General features: G+C 47.4%; 15 protein-coding genes and 1 pseudogene. 11 read left to right on the forward strand and 5 right to left on the reverse strand.

The genetic code is table 11. The features are described from left to right. Window positions 1–393: 393 nt before the first annotated feature. The 7 genes from ACFYU8_RS02310 to ACFYU8_RS02340 all read left to right on the forward strand — a co-directional run bounded on the left by ACFYU8_RS02310 (window position 394) and on the right by ACFYU8_RS02340 (window position 6,799). Complete coding sequence (locus ACFYU8_RS02310; protein ID WP_390296215.1) at window positions 394–1,323, forward strand: helix-turn-helix transcriptional regulator; 930 nt, start codon at window positions 394–396, stop codon at window positions 1,321–1,323. Window positions 1,324–1,405: 82 nt separating this feature from the next. Continuing rightward, window positions 1,406–1,900 carry a GyrI-like domain-containing protein gene (locus tag ACFYU8_RS02315; protein WP_390296213.1) on the forward strand — a complete coding sequence of 165 codons (495 nt, stop codon included), beginning with the start codon at window positions 1,406–1,408 and terminating at the stop codon, window positions 1,898–1,900. A gap of 124 nt (window positions 1,901–2,024) precedes the next feature. Then, window positions 2,025–2,609: a TVP38/TMEM64 family protein gene (locus ACFYU8_RS02320; RefSeq protein ID WP_390296211.1), complete on the forward strand. Its 585-nt coding sequence runs from the start codon at window positions 2,025–2,027 to the stop codon at window positions 2,607–2,609. A gap of 11 nt (window positions 2,610–2,620) precedes the next feature. Continuing rightward, complete coding sequence (locus ACFYU8_RS02325; RefSeq protein ID WP_390296209.1) at window positions 2,621–3,310, forward strand: response regulator transcription factor; 690 nt, start codon at window positions 2,621–2,623, stop codon at window positions 3,308–3,310. 7 nt (window positions 3,311–3,317) lie between these two features. Then, window positions 3,318–4,664, forward strand: a complete 1,347-nt coding sequence (locus ACFYU8_RS02330) for a sensor histidine kinase (RefSeq protein ID WP_390296207.1) — start codon at window positions 3,318–3,320, stop codon at window positions 4,662–4,664. An 80-nt stretch (window positions 4,665–4,744) separates the two neighbouring features. After that, window positions 4,745–5,371: a LysE family translocator gene (locus ACFYU8_RS02335; RefSeq protein WP_390296205.1), complete on the forward strand. Its 627-nt coding sequence runs from the start codon at window positions 4,745–4,747 to the stop codon at window positions 5,369–5,371. A gap of 216 nt (window positions 5,372–5,587) precedes the next feature. Further along, window positions 5,588–6,799 (forward strand): MFS transporter, encoded by a 1,212-nt coding sequence (locus ACFYU8_RS02340; RefSeq protein ID WP_390296203.1) that lies wholly within the window; start codon window positions 5,588–5,590, stop codon window positions 6,797–6,799. Window positions 6,800–6,843: 44 nt separating this feature from the next. On the opposite strand, the gene ACFYU8_RS02345 is transcribed toward ACFYU8_RS02340, so the two are convergent. Beyond that, on the reverse strand, window positions 6,844–6,996 hold the full coding sequence (locus tag ACFYU8_RS02345) for a hypothetical protein (protein WP_390296201.1): 153 nt from the start codon (window positions 6,994–6,996) through the stop codon (window positions 6,844–6,846). Between the two features lie 308 nt (window positions 6,997–7,304). After that, window positions 7,305–8,534, reverse strand: coding sequence for an MFS transporter (locus tag ACFYU8_RS02350; RefSeq protein ID WP_390296199.1), 1,230 nt, complete (start codon window positions 8,532–8,534; stop codon window positions 7,305–7,307). A gap of 249 nt (window positions 8,535–8,783) precedes the next feature. Between ACFYU8_RS02350 and ACFYU8_RS02355 the strand changes: the two are divergent. From ACFYU8_RS02355 to ACFYU8_RS02370, 4 genes and pseudogenes are all read left to right on the forward strand, one after another. After that, window positions 8,784–9,089: pseudogene (locus tag ACFYU8_RS02355) on the forward strand (P1 family peptidase); the annotation flags it as partial. Between the two features lie 220 nt (window positions 9,090–9,309). Further along, on the forward strand, window positions 9,310–11,058 hold the full coding sequence (locus ACFYU8_RS02360) for an ABC transporter ATP-binding protein (RefSeq protein ID WP_390296197.1): 1,749 nt from the start codon (window positions 9,310–9,312) through the stop codon (window positions 11,056–11,058). Window positions 11,059–11,080: 22 nt separating this feature from the next. Next, window positions 11,081–11,863 (forward strand): Fe-S oxidoreductase, encoded by a 783-nt coding sequence (locus ACFYU8_RS02365; protein WP_390296195.1) that lies wholly within the window; start codon window positions 11,081–11,083, stop codon window positions 11,861–11,863. 123 nt (window positions 11,864–11,986) lie between these two features. Beyond that, window positions 11,987–13,945 (forward strand): EAL domain-containing protein, encoded by a 1,959-nt coding sequence (locus tag ACFYU8_RS02370; protein WP_390296193.1) that lies wholly within the window; start codon window positions 11,987–11,989, stop codon window positions 13,943–13,945. Window positions 13,946–13,971: 26 nt separating this feature from the next. Here the strand turns inward: ACFYU8_RS02370 and ACFYU8_RS02375 are convergent, their stop codons facing one another. From ACFYU8_RS02375 to ACFYU8_RS02385, 3 genes are read right to left on the reverse strand one after another with little or no spacing between them, the layout of a single operon-like run. Continuing rightward, window positions 13,972–14,109 (reverse strand): hypothetical protein, encoded by a 138-nt coding sequence (locus ACFYU8_RS02375; protein WP_390296191.1) that lies wholly within the window; start codon window positions 14,107–14,109, stop codon window positions 13,972–13,974. 7 nt (window positions 14,110–14,116) lie between these two features. Beyond that, window positions 14,117–16,975, reverse strand: a complete 2,859-nt coding sequence (locus ACFYU8_RS02380) for a DEAD/DEAH box helicase (protein ID WP_390296189.1) — start codon at window positions 16,973–16,975, stop codon at window positions 14,117–14,119. Next, window positions 16,972–18,576, reverse strand: coding sequence for an SWIM zinc finger family protein (locus ACFYU8_RS02385; RefSeq protein WP_390296187.1), 1,605 nt, complete (start codon window positions 18,574–18,576; stop codon window positions 16,972–16,974). Before ACFYU8_RS02385 ends, ACFYU8_RS02380 begins: the two co-directional genes overlap by 4 nt. Window positions 18,577–18,773 lie beyond the last annotated feature (197 nt).

The raw sequence follows: 18,773 nt of genomic DNA on the forward strand, positions 1-18,773 counted from the left end.
AGGCTGCAGGTTCTCTTTTTTGTTTTAGTAGGCGTTTATTCGTTTTAGACAGCAGTTGTACTTGGTGTCCTAAGTTTTAAAAGGCTTCGATGAATCCGTAAAGCTGGCGAAAAGAAAAAGCACAGGGCTCGTAGACCTTGACAACGCCTACCCAGTCGGAACTTCAAAAAGGGGACCACGGTTGTCGAACACTTCTCCCTTGAGAAACTTCCGCCCGTAGGGTGGCTTTGGATCGACGGTCCCCTTTTTGAAGTGGAGACGGCCAGTGAATCCCCCATGCTGGCGTGTTAGAGTCGAAGAGAACTGTGCTTTTTCTTTTCCCCCACTATGTTGACTCAAACCAGAAGGATATTCTTAGGTCTTTCTGAATTCCATCAGAAAGGTGGGGCAATCATGAAGGTAGAACGGCTACTCGCTATTGTCATCATGCTGTTGAATAAGCGCCGTGTGAGCGCCCGTGAACTATCCGACCACTTTGAAGTATCCTTGCGTACAGTCTATCGGGATCTGGAAACCATTAACGCAGCAGGTATTCCAATCGTAGCGTACCCTGGGGCAAGTGGCGGATACGAGATCATGGAGAATTTTACGATCGATCGGCAATACTTATCCTTGGACGAGCTGGTAGCGGTTATTGCTGCGCTAAAAGGGGTTCATTCCTCTACAGACGATAAGCAAATCGGACAGCTTTTGGAAAAAATAAAAGCGTTGCTCACCACTGCACCGTCCTCCCTACAAGGAAGTGCACATCCTGTCGTTTATGACTTTAATCCGTGGGGCAGTACACCGGCGATCGCCGAAAAAGTAAACAGGCTGCGAGAAGCCATCGAGAAAAGACTTCGTGTGCGGATCACCTATACGAAAATACAAGGCGATGCGACAGAGCGCACTATTGAACCTGTAACACTGATAATCAAGGGCTATGTGTGGTACGTGTATGGCTATTGTTTACAGCGCCAAGAGGATCGTCTGTTTCGCTTATCGCGGATTGCAGACATGTCTGTGCTGACAGAAGAGTTTTCCACTCGCCCGTATCACGTAGATAAACTGGAATGGCTCGAAGAATGGGATACAGCGGAGCGTATTTCTCTTGTCCTCCACTTTGCGCCGCGTGTACATGTAAGGGTGCGGGATATGTTTCAACCAGAGACGATAGAAACAATGCAGGATGGCTCGTTGCTGGTACGAACGATGATGACAGACGATGAGTGGTTAAACGGAATGCTGCTTAGCTTTGGTGATGCCTTGTGTGTACATGAGCCTGCGCATGTGAGGCAGAGAATTGGTGATACGGTAAAAAAAATGGCAAAACTTTATGAATAAGCGTTGGAACGTTGACAGATAGTTGTCAGGGTACGGTCGTTATACTAAGTCATGTAAACAAACTCTTATAGGAGCGTGGTTAATGATGAACCCAACGATTGTCAAACTGGATGAGATGCGTGTAGCAGGCTTGCAAATTCGTACAACCAATGAGGCGGAATGCGGACCGAATGGGAAAATTGGGGAACTGTGGCAGCGCTATTATCAAGAAGAGCATCCCTTCAAAACTCCCCATCAAAAAGAGCCAGGTGTTGTTCTGGGGGTGTACTCCGATTACGACAGTGACGAGACAGGCGAGTACTCCCTGTTAGTAGGAACCGTTGTAGAAAAGAACGGTGAGCTTCCTGCTGAGCTCACGATCAAGACGCTGCCGGCTTCTACCTATGCCGTATTTACGACGCGAGTAGGTCCGATGGTAGAGGTTGTGATGGAAGCGTGGGCGAAGGTGTGGGAGTGGTCTAAGCAACCAGGGAACAAGCGGACATTTACCGGAGATTTCGAGCGATATGACGGAGTGCGCTGCGCTGATCCTAACAACATGCAAGTGGATTTGTACATCGCGATCTCAGAAGAATAACGCGAAAAAAATAAACAAACAATCGTAGTCGATCAGGCTACGATTGTTTTGCTTTTTTCCATGATTTCTTCACAAGTTTCGTTTACTCTAGAGAGAGAGTTGCAGAGGGGAGTCATACAGACGGATGGATTGGATAATGAATATAGAAGCCCTTGCAGAATGGATCCGCTCTCTAGGGATGCTGGGGGTTATCGGCAGTATATTATTGAACATCGTGATCAGTGTGGCAGGTGTATTGCCGTCCATTTTTTTATCAGGTGCGAATGCGGTAGTGTTTGGCTTGTACGGAGGGTTCTTGATTTCCTTAACGGGAGAGGTGGCGGGTGCTTGCATCGCCTTTTTCCTTTATCGATACACGCTCAAAAAAGCAGATCGGCGCCAAAAGCTGAAATCGTTCAAATGGGTACATGCCATCAATGGTACGACGAGCTTTCGCAAATGTCTTGCTATCGTTTTGCTCCGATTGAACCCGATGATGCCTTCCGGTGTGATCAATTTAGGTGCGGCTTTGACGAATATCACCTTCGCACAATTTTTGGTTGCGACCTTGCTTGGAAAAGTGCCGTCGATGGTATTTGAAACATTCGTCGGTCATGATCTAATTACTTTCAGTGAAAACAAGTTTCGCTTGCTCTTTGCCTTACTAGCAGGTGCACTCGTCTTTTTGCTTTTCTGGAAAAAAGGAAAGGATCAAATACAAGAGGAGTAGGGGGAACGCACATGTCTACGATCCTGCTAGTCGATGATGAGCCGCAAATTTTAGAAATATTGTCCTCCTATCTGCAAAAGGAAGGCTATCACGTTTTGACCGCCCAAACAGGCAAGGAAGCAGTCGAAATGGCCACGACGGTTACCTTCACCTGTATCATTTTGGATCTAATGCTTCCCGATCTGAGCGGGGAAGAAGTCTGCATCCAAATTCGCAAAGAGTCCCGTGTTCCGATCTTGATGCTAACGGCGAAAAGTGGAGAGGCGGATCGGATTCGTGGGCTTACGATTGGCGCTGATGACTATTTGATCAAGCCGTTTAGCCCGAGAGAACTCGTAGCGCGCGTTCGAGCCATTATGAGACGTGCGGGAGACTATTCAACACTATCTGATTTCGTCGAGGTGGGGGACTTGACCATATCGATGAATGAGAAGAGAGTTACGAAAAATGGCGTCGCTTTGGAAGTTACGCCAAATGAGTACCGCTTGCTCACAACGCTTGTCCGCTATCCGGGGAGAACGTGGGGCAGGGAGGAGCTCGTGCGTGAGGTTATGGGCTTTGATTTCGAAGGATACGACCGAACGATTGACACGCATATCAAAAATCTTCGCCAAAAGATAGAGGTAGACCCGAAGCAACCGGAATATATTAAGACGGTTTATGGATTGGGTTATCGCTTTGACGATCCCATGAAGAAGTGAGGCCAGGATGAAGCATATATGGGTAAAGCTTGCCTTTGTGATCATGACAGTCGGCGCATGTGCTGTTCTTTTTTCTTCTTTGTTGTCCGTAAAGGAAATGGATGTTCATTTTTCCATGTATGCCAATGAAGTGAGGAATCAGCATAACCAAGAAATATCGCGAGTCGCACTCCAGGCGTATCAGGACAATCAAGGCTGGGGAGCGGAAGCCTACCATAAGCTAGAAGCAGTTTCCGAGGTCTTGGGATTGCATATCACCCTCCTCGATCAACAGCAACAAGTGCAAAACGAGTGGGGCAAGCGGCCAGTCCAAACTAGCAATTACAGTGTAGACAAGATCCCCCTTGTGAGTAAGGGTGCCATGATCGGGCAACTGGTGATCAGCCACGATGATCGGAGTGCGTATATGACCTTGGAAAGCCATTTTCAATGGGCGCATAAAAACACGACGTTGTGGACGATGGCTGTGCTACTCATTCTGGTTATCATTATCAGCATACCGCTCGCCCGGACCATGGTGCGCCCGGTCGTACAAGTGAGCACAGCAGCACAAGGAGTCGCGCGGGGCAATCTGTCCATACGCGTACTGGAGCCTCGTGGCAAGGATGAAGTTACTTCATTGGTCGCTGCTTTTAACAACCTGGTTCACAGTCTTGAGCACCAGGAGGAGCTGCGCAAGCGACTGACCTCCGATATCGCTCATGAATTACGAACACCACTGAACACCTTACTTGCCCAAGTAGAGGGGATGATTGACGGCATATGGGAAGCAACTCCCAAAAATCTCGAAAGCACAAGGTCTGAGGTGCTGCGTTTGAGCCGTCTTGTTCGCGATTTAGATCAGGTGATCCAGGTGGAGTCAGGCTCCTTGCAAATGCGCAGTGAAGAGGTGGATCTGCGTGAGGTTGTCAAAGAAGTCACCGAGTCGATGAGTGCAACCTTTGCCCGTGCTCAAGTGAATTTTCACTTCAACGGAGATCACGCAGTCTGGATCAAAGGAGACAGGCAGAGACTGGCACAAATCATGGCCAATTTGTTGACGAATGCCTGCAAGCATACACCAGCGGGAGGAGAAGTCGTGGTAACTGTAGACAAACCGAGTACGATGGTTCGTTTGCAAGTCAAGGACAGCGGCACGGGCATCGATCAAAAGGACCTTCCCTACGTCTTTGAGCGTTTTTATCGGGGAGATCGCTCGCGAGTAAGGGAACGCGGTGGAGCAGGATTGGGGTTGACGATTGTGAAAGGGATTGTGGAGGCACATAAGGGGATCATCTCCCTGGATAGCAAAGTGGGTGAGGGGACGACCATCACGATCTTGTTTCCGCCGAAAGCTCATGAAGTCGAAAAGTAAGCCTAAACCGTATCGTTCTGGCTACTCTTCGTTTATGATAGGAAGAGAATTTGATTTTTCGATACAAAGAGGGAGAGCACATGTTTGATTGGACTACCATGGGAGCATTTTTGGCTGTTGTGATCGGCCTCTTTTTAATACCGGGACCCGCCGTCCTGTTAACCGCGACGCGTACCGTACAAGGGGGACGTAAAGCAGGGATTATGGCAGGGCTGGGCATTGCTACCGGCGACTTCATTCATACGATTTTTGCTGCGGTCGGTTTATCAGCGATTTTGATGACATCTGCATGGGCATTCAATCTCGTGAAATTCGCGGGAGCGGCTTACTTGGTCTACTTAGGGGTTCGGGCCATGCTGGAGAAACCGGTTGACCCAGAGCTGCCAAAAGTAACACCGTTGCCCCCGTTGCAATCGTATGGGCAAGCCATCCTCGCAGAAGTTCTGAATCCGAAGACAGCGTTGTTTTTCCTTGCTTTTCTGCCGCAATTCGTCCATCCGGAGCGAGGGGGAGCCATTCTCCAATTCCTCGTTTTGGGAATGATTTTCGCCATCTTGGGGTTCTTTTACACTGCCTTGATTGCGATCAGCATCAGACCATTAGGGCATCTGGTGAAGCGAATTTCCTGGCTGGGCCGCTGGAGTGGCAAGATCGTAGGATCTGTTTACATCGTATTAGGTTTAAAAGTAGCGTTGCAAGAAAGATAGGATATTGAGTCGGGAAGACAGTCTTCCCGGCTTTTTTTATTGCTTGATTACGGCTGTAAGGTACTTTTTAGTGCCTATGATACTTGAAAGTACGTACTTCCTATCAAGTGAGGCATGAGACATAATAGCATCCAGATGCAACATATTCGCCAATCATGATAAGTAAGGGCCCTGCTTTTTGACTGGCAAGAAAAATTAAGGGAGGATACAACTCAGATGAGCACGATTACATCCAACGAAAAGCAGCAAGCACCTGGTGCGAAAAACTCCACTCTTGCTTTACTTGCTCTCGCAATCAGCGCATTTGGAATCGGGACTACCGAATTTGTTATTGTTGGTTTGTTGTCTACAGTCGCACAGGATTTGAAAGTAACGATCACTTTAGCAGGACTTCTTATTTCTGGCTATGCATTAGGGGTAGCGATTGGAGCACCGATTATTACAGCACTCACAAGTCGAGTCCCACGCAAAACGCTGCTCATGCTTTTGATGATTGTTTTTGTTGTCGGAAACAGTGCGGCAGCCTTGTCGAGTAGCTTTGCGATTTTAATCTTTGCGCGTTTCTTTACCGCGTTTTCACATGGTGTATTTTTCTCCATCGGTTCTACGATTGCAGCCGATCTGGTGCCAGAGAATAAGCGTGCCAGCGCGATTGCGACGATGTTTACTGGTCTGACCGTTGCAACTGTTACAGGTGTACCTTTGGGAACGTTTATTGGACAAATGTTTGGATGGAGAGCGACTTTTTGGGGAGTAGCCATGCTTGGAGTGATTGCACTTATCTCGACAGCGATTCTGGTACCAGGCCATTTGAAAAAAACCAAGCCTGCTTCTATTAAAGACCAAGTGAAAATAATCACAAACTTACCGCTGTTGCTTGTCTTTGCGATTACAGCACTTGGCTACGGCGGTACGTTCGTAACCTTTACGTTCTTAGGTCCGATTTTGGAAGAAATCACAGGTTATCAGGCGAGTGCTGTCAGTCTGATTCTTCTCGTCTATGGAATTGCCGTAGCGATAGGTAATACGGTTGGAGGAAAAGCAGCGAACAAGAATCCGTTAAAAGCGTTGCGCTGGATGTTTATTATCCAGGCGATCATTCTGATCATTTTAACATTTACGGCGCCTTTCAAGTGGGTGGGGACCATCACAATTATGTTTATGGGCCTCTTGGCTTTTATGAATGTACCGGGCTTACAGGTATATGTCGTGCAGTTGGCTGAAAAATACGTGCCAAGCGCTGTTGATGTAGCTTCTGCCATGAACATTGCGGCATTCAACCTCGGCATTGCGATTGGCGCCTTTGTGGGAGGGATTATTGTCGATACGATTGGATTGATTCATACGCCATGGGTCGGTGGAGTGATGGTGCTTGGGGCAGCTGCTCTCACGGTTATCAGCAGCAACCTTGAGAAATCTCGTCGTTAATCATGGAAAGGCGGCGGATGGGAGAGGAATTGGCATCAGCCTTACTACCTTCGAATCACGGCCCCCTGCAAAACAAAGGTAATCCCTAAGATACCTGCGATTGCCAGCAGGCGAATAAAACCGTTTGCAACAAACAGGTTAACGCAGATGAGCCCAATAATGATAAGTGTAAGTATAATCACCGTTTTTCCCGACATGGATCTGTTCCCCTTTCCCCATTGAAATGAAAATCACGAAATAGTCAGTCACTTATTGCGTAAGATAAGTGGCCTCGTCAAATCGGAATATGCGGGTAGGTCCATGGTGTATGTAATTTGACTGTTGAAAAATACGTAGTACGAATTACTTTTCAGGGGTGTCCGAATCTTTTTGGCTGATTCGTCCGCTTTCTACTATTGTAGCGAATAGGCTAGAAGAAGAAAAGGACGTGAAAAAACTCCCTTCTGTCATCGCCAGGTTCTCACCTGCATGCTTGAAAGGGAGTTTTCGCTTGTGAAGCATTTCGTTACTTCGTAGCTAGCTTACGCTCAGTTGCCTGCTGCTGCAACGGCTGTCCGGTCAATTGGGATCGTTTGGAGTGAATCAAGATGGCCGTAATCAACAGCGCAATACCATTGATGATAAATACGAAGCGAATCGGGATGAGCCCTCCGAGAAAGCCGCCAATGATCGGCCCCATCATGGTCGCGAGCTGCGTTGAGGATTGGTTCAAGCTAAATGCTCTGCCGCGAAATTCTGGTTCCGTGACTTTTACAATCATGGCGTTGATCGATGGATAAACAGCGGCAAAAAACAGGCCGTACGCGAATCGCAAAATGCCAAATCCATACAGATTGGTGAAGAAAAATTGCAGTAAATTTCCGATCGCTCCACCCATTAAGCCAATGAACAAGATTTTGGAATAGCCGACCTTTGTCCCGAGCTTTCCCCACTGTGGAGCAGCAATGACTGTCGCGATGCCCACTGCTGCAAAAATGATGCCGGAGCTAAGGGAAGCGTTTTGCTGCGAAGCGCCCAATTGCATGACATACACCGTTAATAAAGGTTCAAGAAGCATAACGGAAATCGTGACCATCAGGCTCATACCAAGGATGGACATCAACTGGCGGTTTGCCAGCGCAGCTCGCAAATCTTCCCGTACACTCGAGCGGCTGCCAGAGCGGTTCAAGTTCGTTTCTTTCACGAAGAAAGTTGCGATCAGCGCTGCAACGAGCACGACAAATCCTGAAAAAATGAAAGCTTCCGCATTTCCCCACACATGACTCACGACACCGCCAACCAAAGGACCGATGATTCCTCCTGTTGCTCCTGAAGTCGCCATAATCCCCAGTGCGTAACCGACGTTTTTTTCTGGTGTATTCGTCGCTACCAGCGCAATGGCGGCGGGAACATAGCCGGCAAGCAAGCCCTGGAAGATCCGTAACACAAGAAACAAATAGGGGTCCGTAATTAAATAAGTCAAAAAGTACAACAAAGCAAGGCTAAAACCAGAGCGAATCAACATAGGCTTTCGTCCATATTTGTCCGCAAGAGAGCCCCAAAATGGCGAGATGAGCGCACTTGCTAAAAACGTGATGCCAAACGAAATGCCGGACCAGGCTTCCAGATGCTCATTGATCCCCAGTGAAGTATGGAGGAAGATGGGCAGGAAAGGGATGGAGATGGAGTAGGCGGTGCTACAGAAAAATACCCCAATCCATAACACAATCAAATTACGATTCCATGAAAATTCCATCTTTCTGTCACAACCTTTGCAGTTAAAAAGCAGGAATACTGTTATTGATCATTCTAGCACTGCAATTTCACGCTGACCAATTCGGAAATATGATCGGACTATTGCAAAAATGAAATAAGAGGAAAGCTTGACGTTTTTGCAGGATTGAGCATTCCGGACGAAAGCGCTATCATGAAATAACGGACTGAATTTTCTGACGACTAAGAGAGGTTGTCCATTTACGTTAGGAAAGGTGGTTGTAAACATGGCTCCACTCCCCCGGTTCCAGCAGGGACGAATACTACGATCGCTGTGGTTGCGAGCAACGCGAATTTGAATAAAGTACAAGCCAACAAAGTCGCGCAAATGGCGCATAATGGACTGGCAAAAACGATTCATCCGGTTCACACGATGAGTGATGGAGATACGATTTTTGCCATCGCAACAGGGGGCGTGGATGCTTCGGTCAATCTCGTCGGGTCGCTGAGTGTAGAAGTACTCGCGGAAGCAGTCGTCAATGCAATCCTTTCTGCTAAAGGAGCGGGTGGGGTGCCTGCTTATCAAGATTTACTTTAAGTGAAAACTCGGTTCGAACCCCCTCAGTCGGCAAAGGACAAGAGGCGTTCGGGCCGTTTTTTTCTTCATAGAAACTTTTCCTACAAACCAAATGTGCTCCGAACAGAAAAAAATCCCAATTAAGGATCGATATCAAGAGAAAATCCATATATAATGAAAATGATTTTCAAAATCAAATACTTGATTGATGTGTTCTTGAGAGAGAGGAGTTGCTGCTTCAATGCTTCGCAGATTTTTTTCTTACTATCGGCCTTATCGTGGATTATTCATCCTCGACTTCACGTGTGCAGTATTCGTTGCCTTGTTGGAGTTGGGATTTCCGCTTGCAGTGAACATGGTTGTCGATCAATTACTTCCAAGCAAGGATTGGAATATGATCGTGTGGGCGTGCATTGGCCTTTTGGCTTTGTACGGTCTTAACTCGGGGATGAACTATGTCGTCACGTACTGGGGACATATGCTTGGGATTAATATCGAGACGGATTTGAGAAAGAAGCTGTACGACCATATTCAAAAGCTCTCTTTCCGCTTTTTCGATAATACCAAGACGGGGCATCTGTTATCTCGCCTAACGAATGACTTGATGGAGATCGGGGAGGTTGCTCACCACGGCCCGGAAGACTTGTTTATCGCCGTGATGACGCTGATCGGTGCTTTTCTCCTGATGTTCAATATTAATGAAGAAATGGCGCTCCTCACATTCTTGGTGATTCCGTTCTTGATATTCTTCGTTGTTCACTTCAACCGTAAAATGACGGGAGCGTTCCATCGTCTGTACGGCGACATGGCCGATTTCAACGCACGCGTGGAGGACAACGTAGGTGGAATGCGTGTCGTACAAGCTTTTGCCAACGAGCAATTTGAAAACAAAAGATTCGCAGAGAACAACCAGCGTTTCCGGATAACCAAGCTGTTGTCCTACAAAATCATGGCACAAAATATTTCGGTCAGTTACGTACTGATGCGTTTAGTCAATTTGTTTGTCTTGATTTGCGGAAGCTGGTTTGTCATTCAAGGTGAATTGACCTACGGTGAATTTGTCGCGTTCTTGCTGTTAACAAATGTATTTTTCCGTCCGTTGGAGAAAATTAATGCGATTATCGAGAGTTATCCAAAAGGGATTGCCGGCTTTAAGCGCTACATCGAAATCATGGACACAGCACCGGATATTGCGGATGCTCCAGATGCGATCCAGGTAGAGTCGTTGAAGGGCGATATCTCGTACAAGGATGTTTCGTTTAGCTACGACCAAGAGTCTTCTGTTTTGCAAAACATTGATTTGAACATCCGGGCGGGCGAGACAATTGCGTTTGTAGGCCCTTCTGGAGCAGGAAAAACCACATTGTGCAGTCTCTTGCCGAGATTTTATGAGATCGGCGGGGGCAGCATCAGCATTGATGGAATGGATATCCGCCAAATCACGTTAGCGTCATTGCGCAGCCAAATCGGGATCGTTCAGCAAGATGTGTTCCTCTTTTCAGGGACGATTCGAGAAAATATCGTGTATGGAAAACTAAACGCTTCCGAGGAAGATATCTGGGAAGCAGCGCGTCTGGCTAAACTAGAAGAGTTTATCCGTTCCCAGCCTGCTGGTCTTGAGACGATCATTGGTGAACGCGGAGTCAAATTGTCCGGTGGTCAAAAACAAAGACTGGCGATTGCGCGCATGTTCTTGAAAAACCCGCCGATCCTGATTTTGGATGAAGCTACCTCTGCACTCGATACCGAAACGGAGGCGGCGATCCAGCAATCCCTGCAGGAGTTGTCCAAGGGCCGTACGACATTGGTGATCGCGCACAGATTGGCTACCATTAAAAATGCAGATCGAATCATGGTTGTAACGGAACAAGGCATTACGGAGCAAGGAAGTCATGATCAGCTCTTGGCTCGTGAAGGCCTCTATAGCAGACTGTATCAAGCACAGTTCGGCACGTACCTAGACCAGTCGAACAAGGTATTTTCTGGATAATGGATGAGAGAGGGAGATAGTGATGCATGAATGGGATGACGATTTTTTAGCGCAACGGTTTGATATTACTTCAAAAACGAGACCCAATCCCTTATTTTCCATGAAGGCAAGAGATTTGGTAGACCCGAAACAAATGAATGAGCTCGTACAAATCTATGCGCCGCTAATCAAGGCACATGAGCTGACTGCTGCTGGTACATACATCAGCAGTTGGCTCACGAGCCCTTCTCTCGGTCTTTCGTACATGATATCTATCTGGAATCGTGCACTTCCCATGACGCTGGATAATATGACGATCGAATTGTTTTACGAAGATGATTATCCGCAATTCGCCTTTGTGATTCCGGCGCAGGAGATCGTAGAAGCGCCTGCCAGCGAAGAAGAGCGTGCAATCTGGCGGAACGAATGCTATCGTGCGTACTTCCAAGATTTCCTGCATCCGTTGCTCACGACTCTTGCAAAGGTAACGGGAAACCCAGAAGCGATGCTCTGGGGTCAGTTCCCGACCAAGTTCAATTATCATATGGATGCTTTTGTGGCGTTGGTAGAACAGGATAGCATCAAGCAACAAGTGAAGGCTGATTACGATGTCCTCTTTCATCAGCTGGAAGGCGAGAGCTTTGGATTGCAAAAAAATCCATTTCGCGTGGGTGTGCGTTGGATCGAGGATATGCGTGATCCTCAAGCGAAAGTGCGGATCAAGAATCAATGCTGTTTGTACTATAAGACGGGGGAGCAAAAGTATTGCTATACCTGTCCGCGGATAAAAGAAGAAGAGCGTGCTCTGATGAGAATTCGCGCGTAGCTGACCCTTCCTTTGTGGAGGGTTTTTTCTATACACCGTAGACGTATGGACATGTACTAGGCTCTTCCTATAAAGTAGAGTCAGGGGTAAAGTTGGAAAAATCAGAATGATTTCCAGGAAGGCGTGGTTCGTATAAAGACAATGAACCAAAAGGAACTGGATCGCTACGTTCGAGATTTTCATCAAGCGGTTGTCAATCAGCAGCTTAGCCTGTATTATCAACCACTCTACGACCTAAGAACAGGCAAAATAATCGGGGCAGAAGCTCTGGTAAGATGGAACCATCATCAAAGAGGGCTACTGTCACCCAATTGGGTATTTTGGTTAGCAGAAAAGTGCGGGTTGATTCTTTTGGTGGAGGAGTGGGTGATCCGAACGGCTTGCAAGCAGAACAAAGCTTGGCAGGACGCTGGACTACCACCTCTTGTGACATGCGTGAATCTGTCATCTTATACCTTGGTATCGGACCAGTTGGGTAGCAGGATTCAAGCAATCTTAGAAGAGACAAACTTGCAGCCTCACTATTTAGAGCTGGAATTTACCGAGGATTCTACCAGAGATGGAGAGCGTACAATCGAGATTCTAGCAGAACTAAAAAGAATCGGAGTAAGAATCAGCTTGGATGATTTTGGGAAGGGCTATAGCTGCATTCAACATCTATCCCGCTTTGCCATGAACAAGCTAAAAATCGATCAATCTTGTGTAAGGGAATGCATGCGCGATGTCACACAGGCGACCGTTATCAAAACCGTCATGGCGATGGCACGAAGTCTGGGCGTGCAAGTAACGGCAGAAGGCGTAGAGACGCAGGAGCAACTGGATTTTCTTTGGCAGCTTGGTTGTGATTCTGCTCAAGGATTTTGGTTTAGTGAGCCCATGCCTGCCGAAGACTTGGCTCGTGTGTTGAAGCGTGAGGAAAGGTTCAGGAACAGTGCCTTTCTTCTACTCAATGGTGGACAACACCGAGCTATTGATACATACGAAGTGGAGCAGAATGAGCGAGGAGACGGTCTTCGCAAGCAACACCTTGTGAGTGAATCGCCATATCGATTAATTGCAGAAAACTTGTCTGATATTATCGTGATCATCAATAGTCAGGGGATCATTACGTATATTTCCCCATCCGTTCAATCCGTTCTGGAGATCGCTCCTGATGAAGTAGTGAATCGACACCTGCTAGCGGTTCTGTCACTGGAAACGGGCAGACTCGTTATGCAAACGATTCGTCAGATCACGGAGGAGAAGAAGCCACGTCTCATTACCTTTACTTGCCCGGACCGGAATGGCAAAAAGATCACGCTGGAGGCAAAGGGAACCCCGGTGATTCATGAAGAACATGAGCCGAACCAAGTCATATTTATCATCCGAAATCATACGAAGCACGTGCAGACAGAAGAGTTTTTACAAAAGATAGACAAGCTGTCCGTCATTGGGCAGATGGCTGCTGGTGTTGCACACGAAATACGAAACCCGGTAACTTCTATCAAAGGCTTCGTACAATTGCTCCGTCGAGATCAATGGAAGAGGGAATATTTTGATATTATGCTGGCTGAATTTCACCAGTTAGAGAGTGTCCTGCGAGAATACGTCTTTTTATCAAGAGATTGTACAGAACCGTACGAACCAAGAAAGATTGCGGATTTACTGCGACAGGTTACACGAATAGTGCAAGCGCAGCTAGAGCTACATGATCTGGTACTCGATGTCCATGAAGTAGAAGGGACCACGATTTGGTGCGACCAGAATCAAATTCAGCAGATTTTCATGAATCTTCTGTCAAACTCTGTTGAGTCGATGCAAGAAGGTGGAACGATTCACATCGAGGCAAGAATGAAAGAAAGCGAACAAGTAATGATTACAATCATTGATCAAGGCTGCGGTATGGAGGAAGAACGGCTGAAACGATTAGGGGAGCCTTTTTATAGCACGAAAGAGAAGGGGACCGGGCTAGGACTTATGATTTGTTATAAAATCATTCAGGCACACGGCGGGTACATCCATTTTTCGAGTACCCCGAATAAAGGAACGACAGTGGAGGTTTCCTTTCCACTCCGAAAATCAAACCCAAGGCTCGATCCATAACGTGATCAGGCCTTGGGTTTTTGCACTTATTCTTTCTTAGTTTGGTTATCGGAAAATTGTTCTTGAACAGTTTCCAAAAAGCGCTGCCATACCTCGGGAAGCTTGGGCTGTTCTGTAGGGCGGGGCATAGTGGAATTGCTGTCGTTTTGTTTCACTGGCTCCATTCTCCATCTATCCTTTCGTGTCTAGCCAATCATGGCGCAAGGTGAACAAGTCCCGCAGCTCTTCCGTTGATAGCTCCGTGATCCAGCTTTCGCCAGTCCCGACAATCTGCTGGCTCAAGGTTAACTTTCTCTCCATCATCTCATCAATGCGTTCCTCAATCGTCCCGAGCGAGATGAATTTATAGACGTGAACATTGCGCAACTGGCCTATGCGATGAGCACGGTCAGTCGCCTGATTTTCTACCGCAGGATTCCACCAGCGATCGACGTGAATGACGTGGTTGGCTTCCGTTAAATTCAAGCCTGTTCCACCTGCTCGCAAGGAAAGAATGAAGATGGCCCCGCGTTCATGGTCCGGAAGTGTCGAGTCTTGAAAACGAGCGATCATTTCATCACGTTTTTCTTTCTTTGTGGACCCATTTAGGAAGTAGACAGGTCCATAACCTTCTCGTGTCAGTACACGTTGGAGCAAATTGCCCATTTCGATGTATTGGGTAAAAATCAGGCAACGCTCTTTCTTTTGGCGAAGATCCTCAACCAATTCCAGCAGCCTTTCCAATTTGTGCGAGCGACTGGCTTCATCTGCTGTTGAGATTTCATTCAAAATGAGGGCGGGATGGTCACACAATTGTTTGAGACGTGTCAGTGTCGTCAGAATTAGACCTCGCCGTTCCATAGGGGAGGCTTTTTCCATTCGATCAAACATATCTTGAATCGCCGTCTCATAAAGTGCGCCTTGCTCGGTAGTCAGCGGTACATATTCCTTGCTCTCATTCTTGTCTGGCAAGTCTAGCTGAATGTTCGGATCGGTTTTCACACGACGGAGCAGGAAAGGCTGAATGAGTCGTTGCACTTGATTGATGAGTTGCTGGTCTTGGTCGCGCTCGATCGGATGGACAAAGCGCTGGGTAAATTCCCCGAGACTTCCCAAGTAGCCAGGATTCAGGAAGTCAAAAATAGACCAGAGCTCACTCAGACGATTTTCGATCGGAGTGCCTGTGAGAGCAATCCGGTGCCATGCTTTCAAATCGCGAACAGCGGACGCTTGCTTTGTATAGGCGTTTTTAATATTTTGCGCCTCGTCAAGACAAATCGTATCCCATGTAACCATTCCTAGCTCCTGCTCATCCAAATGGGACAGGGCGTAGGAGGTAATCACCAGATCTGCTCCCTTGATTGCTGGCAAAAACGCCTCTTTCTTTTGGCGATCATTGCCATAATGAATCATCACTTGAAGAGAAGGGGCGAAACGCTTCAGCTCTTTTTGCCAGTTGCCTATGACGGAGGTCGGGCAGATTAGAAGAGATGGAGTACTGGCTGGGCCATATTGCTTGACGTGAAGCAAATACGTAATAAACTGAACCGTTTTCCCCAATCCCATGTCATCGGCCAGACAAGCTCCCAATCCAAATCGGCGTAAAAAGAACAGCCACGAACTGCCCTCCAGCTGATAATTTCGCAACGTCCCGTGAAAAGTAGATGGCTGTTCCATGATCGGGATACGCTTTGTTTCTTGCAATTGATTCAAGAGCTCTCGCAAATGCTGGTTTAGCTGAACTTCAACAGTTAGGGAAGTGTCGAAATCGAACTCTTCATCGGGCAGCTCCTCAACCTCCACAGAAGGGGCGAGGTGCATTCTCATGACATCGCGCAGCGTCATGCCGTTTTTCGCTTGACTTTTCTTGAGTGCTTCCTGCAACTGCAAGAATAGATCGGGAGTCAATTGTACCCAATGCCCGCGAATTTTCAGCAGGCGCTGCTTTTGTTTAATGAGTTGTTCAAATTCCTCTTCGCTGAGCTCCACAGGTCCTAAGGCGAGCTTCCATTCAAAATCCATGAGCTGGGAGATACCCAGAAAGGACTGTCTGCTAGCACCGACAGAGGATGTAATCTTGGCTTTCAGCTTCGGTTTTACCCGCCGTACTTGCTCCCACCATGCTGGCAGAAAGACGTGAATACCTGCTTGCACCAACTGCAAACTGCTCGACGTCAAAAAGATCCATGCTTGCTCGTTCGTCAGTCGGGTGAGAAAACGGCTTTGATTTTCCTCGGTGTCTTTTAGCCAGGGTAGAATCTCTTTGCATTTGCTAAGGTCCGTGAGAAAACGATTCCAGTGTTCACGCCAGTCAGCAGGGATGCGAGCGGTCGCTGCTCCCTCAGCCGTCAACTGGTGTGGCTCAATGAGAAATAACTGATCTGGCTCTTCACGATTCTGCAAATACACTTGGAGTTGCCAGTCATTTGGGTGCTCCTCGGCCTCGACGATTTGCAAGCATGTTCGAAACGGTGTTGTATCTGGCAGCCAGCCTATCGATTGCAACCATTCCTGTTCCTGAAGGTGTGGAGAAAGCTCGGCGCCAATGACGTACAGAGCCGGGTATTGCGTCAATAACTGTCCCCACTTACGTCCAATCTCGCCAGTGCCTTGCAAGGAATCCTCCAGGACGAGCGAAAGCCACCTGTGTCCGTACTCCGGAAAATCGGCAGGAGTATGCAGGGCTCTCCAGCCTATCTGCCCTTTTTTCCAGGAAGAAAAATCAGGTGCAATGGAGCCTTGGGCTAGCGTATCACGGATCATTACCGCTACATGTGTAAATTGTTCAAATGGCGTGCTGGATGAATAGGTCCGATGCAAAAGCCACTGGGGGGAGACGAAAAAGGAGAGGGCCTTGGCAGGGCCGAGCAATACGCCATGCTCATTTTTGTCCAGGAAGGTGCCGTAATAGGATGACTCATCCCACGCAAAAAGCGTTCCTGCCAATTCTTCTGGATCGATCACTGCTCCTTGTGTGTCTTTGCCAGTAATCAAGAATTGTCCGTCTGCCAAAAGCTCTCCGTCTAGAACCAATGTAGTGACGGTGTTCATAAGTTGAAATTTCCTCTCCTTAGTTCTTCTTGAAAAGCACGTAATCGATTATGTTTGGCAGATAATTGTTCAACGTATCGTTCCCAGCGCGTATCTTGGTTTGCTTTGTTGTAAATCGTCCTTACCTTTTTCATGAGCTTGATCGCTTCTTTGTAGGCCGTTCGATTACGTTCCGTAATCAGTCTGTTCACCTCACGCAAATATAAAGGGAAGAGCAGGGTCGGCTCGGCTTCCTCGATTTCTTTCACCTGCACGATCGAGATATCCGCCATCGGTACTTGAAACGACATTTGCAAATCGATCCATTGCTGAAACTGTCGTTCTTCATATAAATAGGCGGCATATTCGTGATAACTGCTCGGTAAGAACTGCTTCAGCTTGGTGCCGCACTCGGCTGATCGGCCAACTTGCTCCATCGCTTCCTGCCAAATGGCGATAACGAGTCGGTATTGCTGTGAATCGGCTTGGCCGATTAAGGACGTCAAAGAAGCCGTCCAATCGAGAAATCGTTGCCATTCCCCGTTTCGAGCGAATGATTTCATATAAGACAAGTAGAAGGAGAGGTTCAAGCTGCTCATTCTTTTCCAGATATGGAGAGCAGCTTCGTCCTCTTTTTCCATCACATGAAAGTGGGCACGGAGCAGCAATCCTTTTTCCTTTTCGGCGTCAGAATTGTTTTCATCGTCGATAAGTTGATCCAGCACATGGATCTCCTCTTGGACCCACTCCGGCTTCTTCAAAAGCATCCACCATAACATTTGATAGGCGAATATCCAGTAGAGGGAAGTGGCTTCGTTTTCTTTCAATTGTTTTGTCAGGTGAAGAGTATCTACGATGGCATCCTGGTGGTCTGCCAAGAGAGCAGGGATATCCGCGAAATACAATGTCCCTTCTAATTGATCCAATAGCCGCTCGGCCGTCTGAACCAAATCCAGGAACCAGTATGATTGACGGTAAGTTTTGACGTATTGTGTAAGCTTTATGAGATGAAACAGATTGGCATGAATGACAAACAGTTGTGCCCGATCCTTCGGCCACGAGGCAGCAACGCCCAGCACATTTTGATAGCTCGACAGTAACTCAGAGGAAGCTCGGCACGATTCCATGGCCGCAAACAGGTTGCGTGTCCAGCTTTCAAAAAATGTCCACCACTCTTTGACGGAGCTGTTCGCGGTAAGCGAAAAGGAAACAGATGCTGTATGAGACTGAGAAGGAGTGGTATGGCTGTATTTATAAGCAGGAATCAGCATATGAGGAGCAAAAGTAACCCGTCTTGGTTGTTGGGAGCGGGTCAAAAACGTGCGAGGATTCTCGAACACACTGTACATCTGAAAAAAAGTAGCAGCAATATGCTTGCAAATGCGCGAATAAGGGCAGGTACACGTACTACTTTGAACTGTTTCCATATCGAGGCGAACATGATACACCTCGGAACCTTGCACATCACTCGTCAAATATTGGCCTTGTTCTACGCGCGTATTGAAGACGACGCCATCTGAAAAGTACGTATAGCCCCGTTCAATGATGTGTCCTTCGACGGCAATTAGGATTTGCTCGCCTACTTGTATCGCTTGTTCCCGAGTCAACTCTCTTTGCAACATGTAGTCAGATCCTCCGAACGAAGTGTCATCCCACCATTATAACCCAAAATGCGGAGAATGGAAAAAGATGCGTTTGATCGCAGCATCGACAAATTGGTTTGGCCTGGAGCAGAAACAATGCTTAATTTTTGCGGGGACTGGGTGTATACTGAACACATCGAATAAAAAGCAACTGAACGCAATGTGTTTTGTTGTCT

The organism is Brevibacillus sp. NPDC003359 (assembly GCF_042878995.1).
Classification (GTDB): Bacteria; Bacillota; Bacilli; order Brevibacillales; family Brevibacillaceae; genus Brevibacillus.

Excerpts from the sequence above, each read along its gene's own strand:
- ACFYU8_RS02310 (WP_390296215.1), top strand. The coding sequence starts at position 394 with ATGAAGGTAGAACGGCTACTCGCTATTGTCATCATGCTGTTGAATAAG.
- ACFYU8_RS02315 (WP_390296213.1), top strand. The coding sequence starts at position 1,406 with ATGATGAACCCAACGATTGTCAAACTGGATGAGATGCGTGTAGCAGGC.
- ACFYU8_RS02320 (WP_390296211.1), top strand. The coding sequence starts at position 2,025 with ATGGATTGGATAATGAATATAGAAGCCCTTGCAGAATGGATCCGCTCT.
- ACFYU8_RS02325 (WP_390296209.1), top strand. The coding sequence starts at position 2,621 with ATGTCTACGATCCTGCTAGTCGATGATGAGCCGCAAATTTTAGAAATA.
- ACFYU8_RS02330 (WP_390296207.1), top strand. The coding sequence starts at position 3,318 with ATGAAGCATATATGGGTAAAGCTTGCCTTTGTGATCATGACAGTCGGC.
- ACFYU8_RS02335 (WP_390296205.1), top strand. The coding sequence starts at position 4,745 with ATGTTTGATTGGACTACCATGGGAGCATTTTTGGCTGTTGTGATCGGC.
- ACFYU8_RS02340 (WP_390296203.1), top strand. The coding sequence starts at position 5,588 with ATGAGCACGATTACATCCAACGAAAAGCAGCAAGCACCTGGTGCGAAA.
- ACFYU8_RS02345 (WP_390296201.1), bottom strand. The coding sequence starts at position 6,996 with ATGTCGGGAAAAACGGTGATTATACTTACACTTATCATTATTGGGCTC.
- ACFYU8_RS02350 (WP_390296199.1), bottom strand. The coding sequence starts at position 8,534 with ATGGAATTTTCATGGAATCGTAATTTGATTGTGTTATGGATTGGGGTA.
- ACFYU8_RS02360 (WP_390296197.1), top strand. The coding sequence starts at position 9,310 with ATGCTTCGCAGATTTTTTTCTTACTATCGGCCTTATCGTGGATTATTC.
- ACFYU8_RS02365 (WP_390296195.1), top strand. The coding sequence starts at position 11,081 with ATGCATGAATGGGATGACGATTTTTTAGCGCAACGGTTTGATATTACT.
- ACFYU8_RS02375 (WP_390296191.1), bottom strand. The coding sequence starts at position 14,109 with ATGGAGCCAGTGAAACAAAACGACAGCAATTCCACTATGCCCCGCCCT.
- ACFYU8_RS02380 (WP_390296189.1), bottom strand. The coding sequence starts at position 16,975 with ATGAACACCGTCACTACATTGGTTCTAGACGGAGAGCTTTTGGCAGAC.
- ACFYU8_RS02385 (WP_390296187.1), bottom strand. The coding sequence starts at position 18,576 with ATGTTGCAAAGAGAGTTGACTCGGGAACAAGCGATACAAGTAGGCGAG.